This is a genomic window from Blautia sp. HCP3S3_C4, from assembly GCF_052064095.1.
In the GTDB taxonomy this organism is placed as follows: domain Bacteria; phylum Bacillota; class Clostridia; order Lachnospirales; family Lachnospiraceae; genus Blautia_A.
In genome coordinates, this window is sequence record NZ_JBQHWF010000002.1 from 127,444 (window position 1) to 140,073 (window position 12,630).

At 41.5% G+C, this 12,630-nt stretch carries 13 protein-coding genes and 2 pseudogenes; 13 read left to right on the forward strand and 2 right to left on the reverse strand.

All coding sequences use genetic code 11. The annotated features are described in order from the left end of the window. Positions 1–9: 9 nt before the first annotated feature. Together ACTNC6_RS02510 and ACTNC6_RS02515 are read left to right on the forward strand one after the other, a co-directional pair. On the forward strand, positions 10–1,518 hold the full coding sequence (locus ACTNC6_RS02510; RefSeq protein WP_441043131.1) for a cobyric acid synthase: 1,509 nt from the start codon (positions 10–12) through the stop codon (positions 1,516–1,518). Positions 1,519–1,609: 91 nt separating this feature from the next. Further along, positions 1,610–2,245: pseudogene (locus tag ACTNC6_RS02515) on the forward strand (precorrin-8X methylmutase); the annotation flags it as partial. Here the strand turns inward: ACTNC6_RS02515 and ACTNC6_RS02520 are convergent. Then, complete coding sequence (locus ACTNC6_RS02520; RefSeq protein ID WP_441043248.1) at positions 2,139–2,372, reverse strand: DUF6783 domain-containing protein; 234 nt, start codon at positions 2,370–2,372, stop codon at positions 2,139–2,141. The pseudogene ACTNC6_RS02515 and the gene ACTNC6_RS02520 sit on opposite strands and share 107 nt — an antisense overlap. On the opposite strand from ACTNC6_RS02520, the pseudogene ACTNC6_RS02525 reads away from it, so the two are divergent. Continuing rightward, a pseudogene (locus ACTNC6_RS02525) lies at positions 2,322–2,432 on the forward strand (DUF6783 domain-containing protein); the annotation flags it as partial. The gene ACTNC6_RS02520 and the pseudogene ACTNC6_RS02525 overlap by 51 nt on opposite strands. Here ACTNC6_RS02525 and pdxR read toward each other — a convergent pair. Continuing rightward, positions 2,413–3,738: a MocR-like pyridoxine biosynthesis transcription factor PdxR gene (gene pdxR / locus ACTNC6_RS02530; protein WP_441043132.1), complete on the reverse strand. Its 1,326-nt coding sequence runs from the start codon at positions 3,736–3,738 to the stop codon at positions 2,413–2,415. The pseudogene ACTNC6_RS02525 and the gene pdxR overlap by 20 nt on opposite strands. 163 nt (positions 3,739–3,901) lie before the next feature. Between pdxR and ACTNC6_RS02535 the strand changes: the two genes are divergently transcribed. The 10 genes from ACTNC6_RS02535 (at position 3,902) to ACTNC6_RS02580 (ending at position 12,606) form a co-directional block, all read left to right on the forward strand. Further along, complete coding sequence (locus tag ACTNC6_RS02535; RefSeq protein ID WP_441043133.1) at positions 3,902–4,771, forward strand: pyridoxamine kinase; 870 nt, start codon at positions 3,902–3,904, stop codon at positions 4,769–4,771. A gap of 66 nt (positions 4,772–4,837) precedes the next feature. After that, on the forward strand, positions 4,838–5,374 hold the full coding sequence (locus ACTNC6_RS02540) for a TIGR04002 family protein (RefSeq protein WP_441043134.1): 537 nt from the start codon (positions 4,838–4,840) through the stop codon (positions 5,372–5,374). A gap of 44 nt (positions 5,375–5,418) precedes the next feature. Further along, the gene (locus ACTNC6_RS02545; RefSeq protein WP_008704792.1) at positions 5,419–6,024 is read left to right on the forward strand and encodes a TIGR04100 family radical SAM protein; all 606 of its coding nucleotides are present in this window, start codon (positions 5,419–5,421) and stop codon (positions 6,022–6,024) included. A gap of 287 nt (positions 6,025–6,311) precedes the next feature. Then, positions 6,312–6,596 (forward strand): autorepressor SdpR family transcription factor, encoded by a 285-nt coding sequence (locus ACTNC6_RS02550; protein ID WP_008704791.1) that lies wholly within the window; start codon positions 6,312–6,314, stop codon positions 6,594–6,596. Next, the gene (locus ACTNC6_RS02555; RefSeq protein WP_441043135.1) at positions 6,580–7,608 is read left to right on the forward strand and encodes an SdpI family protein; all 1,029 of its coding nucleotides are present in this window, start codon (positions 6,580–6,582) and stop codon (positions 7,606–7,608) included. Before ACTNC6_RS02550 ends, ACTNC6_RS02555 begins: the two co-directional genes overlap by 17 nt. A 462-nt stretch (positions 7,609–8,070) precedes the next feature. Then, a complete protein-coding gene (locus tag ACTNC6_RS02560; protein ID WP_441043136.1) occupies positions 8,071–8,748 on the forward strand; it encodes a transposase in 678 nt (225 codons plus the stop codon). A gap of 357 nt (positions 8,749–9,105) precedes the next feature. Continuing rightward, positions 9,106–9,312 carry a helix-turn-helix domain-containing protein gene (locus ACTNC6_RS02565; RefSeq protein WP_005341250.1) on the forward strand — a complete coding sequence of 69 codons (207 nt, stop codon included), beginning with the start codon at positions 9,106–9,108 and terminating at the stop codon, positions 9,310–9,312. A 355-nt stretch (positions 9,313–9,667) separates the two neighbouring features. Beyond that, positions 9,668–9,853, forward strand: a complete 186-nt coding sequence (locus ACTNC6_RS02570; protein ID WP_019161960.1) for a DUF6440 family protein — start codon at positions 9,668–9,670, stop codon at positions 9,851–9,853. 748 nt (positions 9,854–10,601) lie between these two features. Continuing rightward, positions 10,602–11,939: a TrkH family potassium uptake protein gene (locus ACTNC6_RS02575; RefSeq protein ID WP_441043137.1), complete on the forward strand. Its 1,338-nt coding sequence runs from the start codon at positions 10,602–10,604 to the stop codon at positions 11,937–11,939. Between the two features lie 19 nt (positions 11,940–11,958). Next, the gene (locus ACTNC6_RS02580; protein ID WP_173696772.1) at positions 11,959–12,606 is read left to right on the forward strand and encodes a potassium channel family protein; all 648 of its coding nucleotides are present in this window, start codon (positions 11,959–11,961) and stop codon (positions 12,604–12,606) included. Positions 12,607–12,630 lie beyond the last annotated feature (24 nt).

Below are 12,630 nucleotides of genomic sequence, written 5' to 3' on the forward strand. Positions count from 1 at the left end.
AAACAAAAAATGGCAAAAGCAATTATGGTGCAGGGGACAATGTCCAATGCAGGAAAAAGCCTTCTGGCAGCAGGGCTTTGCAGGATTTTTAAACAGGATGGATACAGGGTGGCACCCTTTAAATCCCAGAATATGGCACTGAACTCTTTTATTACAGAAGAGGGGCTGGAGATGGGCAGAGCTCAGGTGATGCAGGCGGAGGCAGCCGGAATTAAGCCTTCTGTGCTGATGAACCCCATTCTTCTGAAGCCTACCAATGATGTAGGCTCCCAGGTGATCGTAAACGGAGAAGTCCTGGGAACCATGAGTGCCAGAGACTATTTTAAATATAAGAAAAAGCTGGTGCCGGATATTATGAAAGCTTATGATAAACTGGCATCAGAAAATGATATCATTGTGATCGAGGGGGCCGGAAGCCCGGCGGAGATTAATCTGAAAACAGAAGATATCGTAAATATGGGAATGGCAAAGATGGCAAAGGCACCGGTGCTTTTGGTGGGAGATATTGACAGAGGTGGTGTTTTTGCACAGCTGATCGGTACAGTGGAGCTTCTGGAAGAGGATGAAAGAGAGATGGTAAAGGGTCTGATCATCAACAAATTCCGCGGCGACAAGACCATCCTTGATCCGGGAGTGCAGATGCTGGAGGAGAGAAGCCATATCCCTGTAGTGGGAGTGGCTCCGTATCTGGATATTCAGGTGGAGGATGAGGACAGCCTCACAGAAAGATTTGACAGAAAACAGGAAGTGGATCTTATTGATATTGCGGTGATCCGGGTACCAAGGATCTCCAATTTCACAGATTTTAATCCACTGGAAAGTATCCCGGGAGTTTCCCTGAGATATGTACAGCATGTCAGTGAACTGAAAAATCCGGATATGATCATCCTTCCAGGAACAAAAAATACAATGGAAGATCTGCTGTGGATGCGGGCTAATGGTCTGGAAGCTGCAGTTTTGAAGGAAGCTGCAAAGGGTAAGATCATTTTTGGAATCTGTGGCGGTTATCAGATGTTGGGTGAGACCTTAAGTGACCCTCATCATGTGGAAGCCGGAGGAACCATCAAGGGAATGGGACTGCTTCCTATGGATACTGTTTTTGCGGAAAAGAAAACCAGAACCAGAGTTTCCGGCAGATTTCTGGAACTTGAGGGAGAGCTGCAGGCACTTTCCGGCGCAGAACTGGAGGGTTACGAGATCCATATGGGAGAAACTGTGTTAAAAGGCGAGGCCGAACACAGTGTATCCATTGAAGATCAGGTGTCAGGAGAGTGTAAGGAAGACGGTGCATACTGTAAAAATGTCTGTGGAACCTATGTCCATGGAGTTTTTGACAGGGAAGATGTGGCAGAGGCTGTTGTACGTGTCCTGGGTGAGAAAAAGGGAATCGATGTATCTCAGATGACAGGAATCGATTTTGCAGCATTTAAAGAAACCCAGTATGATATTCTGGCAGCAGAACTGAGAAAACATCTGGATATGAAGAAAATCTACGAAATTCTGGAGCAGGGAATCTGATCCGGAACTGTATGGTGAAAATCCAGATAAACCAATGAGTGATAGATGTAACTATTGTATACGGGAATTTATGGAATTTGGGAGATAAGGAATGAAAGTAGAACTGGAAAATGTAAAACCAATGGATATAGAGAAACGCAGCTTTGAGATCATCACAGAGGAACTTGGAGATAAAAAGCTGGTTCCCGGAACAGAGCTGATCGTAAAAAGATGTATTCACACAAGCGCAGACTTTGATTATGCAGAGAACCTCTGTTTCTCTGAGAATGCAGTTGAGAAAGCAATTGCTGCTATCAAAGACGGTGCCTGCATTGTGACAGATACACACATGGCAGAGTCCGGGATCAACAAGAGAGTCCTTTCCCGTTACGGCGGAGAAGTATTCTGCTTTATCTCTGATGAGGACGTAGCTGCCACAGCCAAAGCCAACGGAACCACAAGAGCTACAGCCAGCATGGATAAGGCTGCTGCCATGGGAAAGAAGCTGATCTTTGCCATCGGAAATGCCCCCACTGCGCTGGTACGTCTCTATGAACTGATTGAGGAGGGCAAGCTGGATCCTGAGCTGATCATCGGTGTGCCGGTAGGATTTGTAAACGTGGTTCAGTCCAAGGAACTGATCATGCAGGCAGACGTACCTTATATTGTAGCCAGAGGAAGAAAGGGCGGAAGCAATGTTGCCGCATGTATCTGTAATGCATTGCTTTATATGATTGATAATAACAGAGGATACTAGAGTGTGTTTGAAAAATCATTCTCACAATCTGCACGCCCAACTTTGTGGTATATTTTGCCCGAATTCGGTTGCCGTAGCCCGCTACGACGCCCTCATTCGGACAAAATCTCCCACAAATTGTGACGCACATCTTGCGAAAAGCATTTTTCAAACACGCTCTAATTCTGTATCTGACTGATATCCTTTAACAGCTTGCATGCCGGGACGAAATCTGCCACAGGCATGGAGGAGCAGGAGAGAATCAGGGTAATCTTACCGGGAGCCTCTCTCAGAAGCTGCAGGCGCAGACCATTGGTCTGTGCCTTTTTTTGAAGCTCCTGCCAGGTAAGAGTTGTGGACAGAGTCAGGGCCAGGCTGGTACCTGCGGCTCCGGTCTGGATCTGGGAATCTTTTCCAAATACTTCCCGCACAGCACTGCGGAGTGCTTTCAGCTTTACAGAATACAGACGTTTCAGCTTACGGGTCTGTGCTGACAAGTGACCATCCCGGATAAATTGGCACAGAGCAATCTGCTCTGTTTTTGATGCTGTCTGATTATATTGGGCTGCTTTTTTTCTGTACAGTACAGACAGCTCCGGAGGAAGGACCATAAAGCTGATACGGATGGAGGGCAGTAGAAGTCTGGAAAAGGTTCCCAGATACACCACATTCTGACCGCCTGCCAGACCAAAAAGAGAAGGGGTAGGCTTCTGCAGATACACAAATTCATTTTCAAAATCATCCTCAATGACCAGACTGCCATGTGCAGCAGAGTAATTCACCAGCTCCAGGCGTCTGGAAACAGGCATAATATCACCCCATTTTGTCATATGTGCAGGAGAAACATAAATAATATCACAATCCTTATTCCTGTAATCTACCTGAAATCCATAGTCATGAAACACAGTGCTTCCCTGTACAAAGGAAGGATTGGGAAAAGAAACAGTCTGGCGTTGCTCAAGGAGCGGGCAGAGGATGTGCAAAAGACTCTGAATACCTGCACCGATCACAATATCCTCCCCACTGCATAGCACGTTTCTGCGTTCTCTCACATAATCGGCAAGTGTATCTCTCAGGTCAGCCTCACCCTGAGGCTCTCCATAAGACAGTAGTCTTTCATCCTGGCGAAGAGCGCTTTTGATATAACGTCTCCAAAGGTCAAAACGGAAACTCTCCCGATCTACTCCTGAAGAAGCAAAATCAAACCGGCAAGGTGTCTGAGCGTGTTTCTCTGTTTTTCTGACAGATGTGTGTTGTCTGTCAGCTATATCTGTCACATAGTATCCGCTCTGGGCTTTGGAAATAATATATCCCTCCGCAGCCAGCTGCAGATAGGCATTTTCAATGGTGGTGCGGCTCAGCTTCAGTTCCTGCGAACATTTTCGAAGGGAGGGCATCCTGCTTCCGGGAGGAAGCTTTTTCTCCATGATCAGTTCCCTGTAATAGTGGAACACCTCCAGATACAGGTGCTCCTTTTTTTTATTCTTATCTAAAATTAATTCCATATGTAAAACTCCGATCCTTCAAACATGCTGATGGCATTCTTGAATTGCTATAGGGTTAAAAATAAACTGACCCTTAAAAAAACATTAAATCTGGCTATATTCATATATCCACTGTGATGCTATATTAATACAAAGCATAAAAGAAAGCAAGAGGAATAAAAAATTGAAAAAAATTGCAGTAATTCATGATCTGTCCGGTCTGGGAAAATGCTCTCTTACAGCGGCGATTCCTGTAATTTCCGCCATGGGAGTCCAGGCTTGTCCGCTGCCCACCGCAATATTGAGTAATCAGACAGGATACGGATCTTATTTCTGGGATGATTATACAGACCGGATGGAGCTGATCATGGATGAGTGGAAAAAAACGGGATTTACACCGGATGGTGTTTATACAGGATTTCTGGGAGATGCCAGACAGGTGGATCTGATCCTGAAATTTGTAGATATGTTCTGCACAGAGGGAACACATATCCTGGTTGATCCCGTTATGGGAGACAGAGGGGAAACATACAAAACCTACTCAGAGACGCTCTGTGAAAAAATGCGGACTCTGGTCAGAGAAGCTACAGTGATCACACCGAACCTGACAGAGGCACTTCTTCTTTTGGATGGAGAAGACAGAATGAAAGAAAGAATGAGAGCGCTTTCTGATATGGAAGAAACACAGCTGCTTAGGGAAATAGAAACATCCGGCAGAGAACTGACTCAGCGTTTTGGACTGGAAGCAATTGTGATCACAGGAGTAGAGGTGTCCGGCAGTGACGGCAGAGCACGAATGGGAAATCTGGTTCTGGAGAAAGAAAAAGCAGACTGGTGTTTTTCTGTAAAAGAGGGCGGCAGTTATTCCGGAACAGGAGATCTTCTGGCATCTGTCCTGAGCGCAGGAATGGTGAGAGGGATTCCCATGAAAGCATGTGTGGAGAAGGCTGTTGAATTTCTGGGAGGAGCTATTCACGATGCAGTGGAAGAAGGAACTGACAGAAACGACGGGGTCTGCTTTGAAAAATATCTGGGGATACTGACACAGATATAAAACAGGAAATCATAGATACCAAATGCCGGATAGTTAAGTAAAATATATAACAGGAGGGACCATATTATGTCTGAATTAACAGCAAAAGAGAACGTCAAAACAGCCGACACAGTGAAAAGGATCACAGCCACAGCGGTAATGGCAGCATTGACTACTTTGATGACAGCTTATATCTTCCACATTCCGGTAGGGGTGAACGGAGGATATGTACATCTGGGCGATACTATGATCTATCTGGCAGCAGCGTTTCTGCCATTGCCTTACGCATGTGCGGCAGGAGCAATCGGAGGTGGTCTGGCAGACCTTCTGACAGCACCTGTATGGGCTCCTGCAACCATAATCATCAAAATGCTGATCTGTCTTCCGTTTTCTTCTAAGGGAACAAAGCTGGTCATAAAGAGAAATGTAGTTGCATTACTTCTTGCATTCGCCATCTCAGCAACAGGATACTATATTGCAGAAGGAATTATGTTTGGATTTACAGCATCCTTCTTTACTTCTGTCAGCGGAAGTATTGTACAGTCAGGGGGAAGTGCTATTATGTTTGTGATCATCGGTACTGCACTTGATAAAATCGGATTTAAGACCAATATTGCGAAATAATACGAAAAATAAAATAACTAAGTTTAAAATGAGGAAAATATAAAATGACAACAGATATCATATACAGATATAAAAACCAGGTATATTTTAACATTACCAATAAATGTCCATGCAGATGCACTTTCTGCATCCGAAATACAGAGGATGCCATCGGTGAGGCATCCAATCTCTGGTTTGAACATGAACCTGCATTGGAAGAGATTTACAAAGCCATTGATGAGTTTGATTTTTCAGACTGTAATGAAGTGGTTTTCTGCGGATACGGAGAACCGACCATGGCTCTTGAGAACCTTATAGCAGTAAGCAAATATATCAGGGAAAGATACCCATTCCGGATCAGGCTGAATACCAACGGCTTATCTGATCTGATTCACAAACGTTCTACTGCAGAAGAAATCTGTCAGGCTGTAGACAGTATATCCATCAGCCTGAATATGCCGGATGCAGCTTCCTACAATGAAGTAGTCCGTCCTGCATACGGCGAGAAATCCTTTGATGCCATGCTGAAATTTGCAAGAGACTGCAAGCAGTATCTTGATGATGTACGCTTCACAGTTGTAGATGTGATCGGCGAGGAAAAAGTAGAGCAGAGTAAAATCCTGGCTGCTCAGAATGGGATTCCGTTAAGAGTGAGAAAATATTCACCGTGATACAGAATAGAAAGTTTCTGTTTTTGACTTTTGAGTTTGTCTGAAAACTACAGCAGTCATGCACCTTACCGTGCGTGGCTGCTTATTTTTTATGTTATAGGAAATTACTCCGTAATGTTTCTATAACATAAAAAGCCTTCCGGGCAGGATGAAGTCCCCTTCTTCGAAAATTGCAAAAAGTAATAAGTAATAAGCAATAAGAGAGTGCACTTGACATATGATATTCTTTATACTATATTATATTTAACAATTAGGTTAAATGTTAAATGAAAGGATGTGATGAACTATTGGGATTACAGGATACATTGAAAGCACTGGCAGATCCAATACGACGTGAGATTCTAAATTTGTTAAAGGGCGGACGGCTTTCAGCAGGAGAGATATGTGAACATTTTTCAGTGACGGGGGCGTCTATATCCAGACATCTGGCAATATTAAAGGATGCTGATCTGATCAGGAGCAAAAGGGAAGGAAAATTTATTTATTACGAACTAAATACTTCTGTATTGGAGGATGTTATGTTGTGGATCACAGACTTAAAGGGGGTATCGGATTATGAAGGAAATGATTAAAAAATATAAAGGTACATTGATCTGTTCTGTACTGGTAATGCTTGCAGGAATTTTGGTGGGTTTTACGATGGCGCAGAGCATATGGATAAACGTGTTTTTTGTAGTGACAGATTGTATACTGGTGACAATCATCTTTTATGACAACAGGAACAGACAGCAGAGCAGCAAGGTTATAGGGATGATCATATGGATGATACCTGTTACCGCGTTAATCTATAATGGTATGGCAAGACTGATCAGTATGGATGCGGATAGTGAGAATCTGTTTATGGCAGTAATTTACTTTGGAACAGGATTATTGTTTATGATCATAGGAAATTATTTGCCAAAGGTGAAACAGAATAACACCATAAGAATCAGGGTTGTATGGATATTGCAGGATGAAGAAAACTGGAGTGCAACTCATAGATTCAGTGGAAAATTATGGGTGGCATCAGGTGTCTTATGTATGCTTTGCGGCCTTTTTGGAGAAAGCATTGCTGCTTTGGTTTTGTATATTGTGAGCATTATGGCTGCTGCAATTGTCAGCATTCTTTATTCTTATCTTTTTTATAAGAAAAAAATGGCAGCCGGAAAAAAATTAAAAATCCAGTATAACAAGAAGACAATCGTGATATATGTAATCGTATCAGTTTTTGTCGTAATATTTACTATATGGACTTTGTTCTGGGGTGGTATTGATATCAGTTTCCATGATAATGATTTTACTGTTGAGGCACAGGGATGGAGTGATTATACAGTGGATTATGAGCAGATTGACAGTATCTCATACAAAGAAAATTTATTTCAAAATGGGAATGATCGCAGAACAAATGGTATGGGAAACCTGAAGTATGGTATGGGAAATTTCAGAAATGATATTTATGGAGATTATATCCGCTACACCCATGCATCCTGCCACTCATATGTAGTTATGGATATAGGCGGAAAAATCTTGGTGGTAAATGGCGTAGATGAATCAGAAACAAAGAAAATTTATGACACTCTCAGAGAGAAATGTCAGATGAATTAGTGTGTATTTAATTATAAAAAATGACCTTTTTGTATGTATGGCTGGTGCTGTAAGAGTACAAAAAGGTCATTTTTATAGAAAAAAGATTCTTCTGATAATAATAAATCATTTATTTCTAACAACCGTAGCAAGAATTCCCTCACCTATAGGTGAGGGGATGAATTGCACATTCGAGCATGTCTGCTCAAATTCATAAAAAATCGCAAAACACTTGTTCTGATACAATAAATATATTATAATAGAAAAAAGAACAATATGCTCTTGGAATTTGGACGGTCGAAATAAGCAATAAGTGAGTGTACATAATGAGTTTAGATAATAATTCTCATTCAGTGTTTTTGTTTGATTCTGGTTATGAAATATAGCAGAAAGATGCTGGACGATAAGATGTCAGAGAGAACAAAAGAAATCTTTGAAATATAGCACCTGTTGAAACAATCCATCAGTATATAGAGAGTCAGGGTGAGAAAGATAAACCGAGCAGTAAAAATAAGGATCTATCCAAATAAAGAACAGATAACCCAGATAGAGAAGACAATCGGCTGCAGTCGTTTTCTCTATAACCGGATGCTTGCGGATAAGATCCGTTATTATCAGGAAGAAAAAAAGATGCTGAAAAATACGCCGGCCGGATATCCCATGTTTTACCGGAATGCAGAGAAAAAACTTGCCCGGGAACAGAGAAAGCTTTCCAGATGTGAAAAGGGCAGCCGTAACTATCAGAAACAGAAGAAAAAGGTTGCTTTATATCATGAAAAGATAAAGAACCAGAGGAAGGATTTCCAGCATAAGCTCAGCCACAGCCTTGCAGAAGACTATGACGCAGTATGTGTGGAGAATCTGAACCTGAAGGGGATAGCCGGAGGCCTGCATTTCGGAAAAGGGATACAGGATAACGGATACGGTCAGTTCCTTTCCATGCTTGGATATAAGCTGGAAGAACGTGGAAAATATCTGATAAAAGTAGACAGATATTTTGCATCCAGCAAGATATGCAGTGTATGCGGGCATAAAAAGAAAGAGCTGGCATTATCAGAACGGACATACCTGTGCGAATGTGGAAATCGGATGGACCGGGATGTGAATGCGGCGGTCAATATTCTGGAAGAAGGAAAAAGAATATATAAAAAATGTGCATAATAGCACAGAAAAGATCCGTAACCGGATAAAAAAGAACCGCGGGACACGCGGGGATAGCCCGTTTTAGCTTTGCCCTGAAGGGCAATTGAGCAGGAAGCTCCCACTTCAAAATCTGTAAGATTTAAGTGGCGAGAGCATGTCACAAGCATTTCTAAACTGTTTTGGAGTCATATGATAGTGTTCCTTAAAACACTTATAAAAATGAGTTGTGTTAGTAAAGTTTGGTTGGAGAGGCTGCCCTTTGCCGGGATATCCTCTTTTCTATTTTACAGAAGAAATCAAAAATTACAGGTATTCAACCTAACGAAATCGTGATATAATCAAAATATATTTGAATGAGAAATATTGAGGTAGCTTATGGGCGTAAGTTATAACAGATTGTGGAAAATGCTCATAGATAAAAATATGAAGCGGATAGAGATGCAGTACCTCACTGGAATCAGTGGAAACATTCTTGCCCGGATGGGAAAAAACCAGTATGTATCAATGGAGACGATTGAGAAGATCTGTAAGAAACTGGACTGCACCGTTGATGAGATGATGGAGTTTACAGATGATGAGTAACAGGAGCAGACATGTCAAATTATTAAAACTGGCAGAATGCACCAGAAGTCGAAAAAAGAATTTGAAAAAAGATAACACGCCGGATACGGCATAAATCTCTTAGCAAAGCTAAGAGCGCACTTCTATACAGGCAATTTCATCTGCCTGTATCGTGCGACCTGCGGTGCTGCTCCCGGTTTTGAGAAATCTCAATCTGGGAAATACAGCGAAATCAGAGATTTCGTACAAGGGGCTGTTTCCCCTTGCGGCACAGGTGCCTATCCCCGAAGTTTGTGACTGAATACCTCAGATACAAACATATGGGGTGAAAAAAAGCGTGAAATCGGGATTTAACGCTTAACGAGGAGGAATAAACATGGCAAAGAAAGAAGAAAGATTTGAAGTTATATTTAGAGATGGAAGTTCGCTTAAAGATGAAGGGATTCGACAAATTCTTGTAGATAAGGAGACTGGAGTTAATTATCTTTGTTGGAAATCTGGATACGGGGCTGGTATTACACCTCTTCTGGATTCTGAAGGAAAAGTCATAATTACAAAGTAAAATTCAGTGTTTTCAAGGGTTTGCAGAGAATTTAATAACAAAATATAACAGTTATTAAATCGCTTAAAACAGGTGAAATCTCAATCGGTATTTGGAGGAACATAAATGAAACAAACAACAAAGAATACGGGAACAGATATGGCATTAGGGATGTGCTTTGGTGCAGCTGTTGGTTCTGTGATTGATAGTTTAGTTTAGCAGGAAAAACTGAATTGTCCTGCAAGATTATAGATGCAGATGATGAATGGATAAAAATTTGCTATACAGAGAAAAAAGATAAACAGGTAGTTAAACTGATGCGGATTGAAAATGTTGACTCAATAGAAGAACAGTAAGTTTCGTTTTGGAAATTCAAGGGCAGCATCGTTTAAAACTTTACGAAATGTGAGGTGGAACGTATGGGAATAAACTATACGTTCTCTTTTTTTGCTCATTTTCGAGAAAAAGTGATTAAAAAACTATTGACATTTTGTTGAAGGATTGTCCAGATTGTTTGTAAGAAACTTCAATATAGGGTGTGAACCCGGTTGTTCGATATCTGGAAAATAGCCCTTCTGTTCATCGTCAGACTGTCCGCATGTCTATTGATTTTTTACCCTTTTGCAGTTGTATGTTCCAATAGAAAATCTTTATACAATCTTAATACGAAATCATAGACTTTTATACTATCTTTGAAAGCAATTGTATATAATAAAACGCATTATGAAGATATTGCTATAGAATCATTAGTAAGGAGTTATGATCATTTATGCCGGAAAAAATGTGTAGGAAAAAACACCTGACATCTTTTCAGCTGATTATTCTGGGATTTGCAGGTGTGATCCTTTTGGGAAGCATTTTGCTGATGCTTCCGGTTTCTTCTTTGGAGAAAGTGCCGACGCCATTTCATGAGGCACTTTTTACAGCCACTTCGGCAGTATGCGTTACAGGGCTTGTAGTAAAGGACAGCGGAAGTTACTGGTCTGTGTTCGGACAGACGGTTATTCTTGCGCTTATACAAATAGGTGGATTTGGAGTAGTAACCGTAGCGGCAGCGGTTTCGCTTCTTTCAGGGAAAAAAATATCTCTCATGCAAAGAAGTACAATGCAGGATGCAATTTCAGCACCTAAAGTTGGAGGAATCGTCAGATTGACAAGGTTCATTTTAAAGGGGACTCTTTTGATTGAAGCAGCAGGAGCTATGTTATTGCTGCCGGTTTTTGTATCGGATTATGGCTTAAAGGGAATCTGGATGGCAGCCTTTCATTCTGTTTCTGCTTTTTGTAATGCAGGATTTGACATTCTGGGAACGGCAGATAATGCCTTTCCGTCTTTGACAGGGTATTCTGGAAATATCCTTATAAATGTGGTAATTATGCTGCTGATCATCACAGGAGGAATCGGTTTTCTCACCTGGGATGATATTTATAGGAATAAAATGAATTTTAAACGTTACCGCATGCAAAGCAAGATTATTCTCATGACTACTGTATGTCTGATTATTTGTCCGGCAGTTTTTTTCTTTGCCTGTGATCTGAAAAACCTGCCTGCAGGAGAACGCCTGTTAGCTGCCATGTTTCAATCGGTAACTACAAGAACTGCCGGCTTTAATACCATAGACATTTCAGAGATGAGAGAGGCATCAAAAGCGGTTATGATACTGTTAATGCTGATCGGTGGTTCGCCGGGTTCTACAGCAGGAGGAATGAAAACAACCACTTTTACGGTACTGATTCTGAATGCAATTGCAACCTTTCGCAGTCAGGAAAATGCAGGGGCTTTTGGACGGAGACTGGAGTATCATGTGATAAAAAATGCAGCCACAATAGCTATGCTCTATTTTACATTATTCTTTTGTGGAGGTGTTGCAATCAGCGTATACGAAGGTCTTCCCCTTTTGGATTGTCTGTATGAAGCAGCTTCAGCTGTGGGCACGGTAGGTCTGACCTTGGGAGTCACACCGGGACTTCATGTTTTTTCACAAGTTGTGCTGATCATACTGATGTATCTGGGACGCGTAGGCGGCCTGACCCTGATTTATGCAGTATTCTCAGGAAGAAATAAGGGAAATGCAAAGCTTCCTCTGGAGAAAATCACAGTTGGATGAGAAGGAGAAAAGTAATATCATGAAGAATGTATTGATTATTGGACTTGGAAGATTTGGAAGACATATTGCCATGCAGCTGAATCAGCTTGGGCATGAAATTATGGCAGTTGACTGGAATGAAGAAAGGGTGGACAAAGTGCTTCCGTTTGTGACTAACGCCCAGATCGGGGACAGTACCAATGCTGAATTTTTACAATCCCTTGGAATTGGAAACTACGATATCTGTTTTGTGACTATTGGAGGAAGCTTTCAGAATTCTCTTGAGACCACTTCCCTTCTGAAAGAACTGGGAGCAAAACTGGTAATATCCAGAGCTGAACGTGATGTCCAGGAAAAATTTCTTTTACGCAATGGTGCAGATAAGGTGGTTTATCCGGAAAAGCAGGTTGCAAAATGGGCATCTATCCGTTACACAGATGATCATATCCTTGATTATATGGAGGTGGATGCTTCCCATGCGATTTTTGAGGTAGAAGTGCCGGAGGAATGGACTGGAAAAACTGTAGGCGGACTGGATATCAGAAAGCGTTACAATATTAATATTCTGGCAGTAAAAAATGAAGGAGAATTTAATATTGCAATTTCTCCGGATACGTATTTGGAAGAGAATAGTAAATTACTGGTGCTGGGAGAATACAGAGCTCTTCAGAAGTGCTTCCACATATAGTAAAAAAGATTTTTGACCACAACA

Excerpts from the sequence above, each read along its gene's own strand:
- ACTNC6_RS02565 (WP_005341250.1), top strand. The coding sequence starts at position 9,106 with ATGGGCGTAAGTTATAACAGATTGTGGAAAATGCTCATAGATAAAAAT.
- ACTNC6_RS02545 (WP_008704792.1), top strand. The coding sequence starts at position 5,419 with ATGACAACAGATATCATATACAGATATAAAAACCAGGTATATTTTAAC.
- ACTNC6_RS02510 (WP_441043131.1), top strand. The coding sequence starts at position 10 with ATGGCAAAAGCAATTATGGTGCAGGGGACAATGTCCAATGCAGGAAAA.
- ACTNC6_RS02575 (WP_441043137.1), top strand. The coding sequence starts at position 10,602 with ATGCCGGAAAAAATGTGTAGGAAAAAACACCTGACATCTTTTCAGCTG.
- ACTNC6_RS02570 (WP_019161960.1), top strand. The coding sequence starts at position 9,668 with ATGGCAAAGAAAGAAGAAAGATTTGAAGTTATATTTAGAGATGGAAGT.
- ACTNC6_RS02555 (WP_441043135.1), top strand. The coding sequence starts at position 6,580 with ATGAAGGAAATGATTAAAAAATATAAAGGTACATTGATCTGTTCTGTA.
- pdxR (WP_441043132.1), bottom strand. The coding sequence starts at position 3,738 with ATGGAATTAATTTTAGATAAGAATAAAAAAAAGGAGCACCTGTATCTG.
- ACTNC6_RS02580 (WP_173696772.1), top strand. The coding sequence starts at position 11,959 with ATGAAGAATGTATTGATTATTGGACTTGGAAGATTTGGAAGACATATT.
- ACTNC6_RS02540 (WP_441043134.1), top strand. The coding sequence starts at position 4,838 with ATGTCTGAATTAACAGCAAAAGAGAACGTCAAAACAGCCGACACAGTG.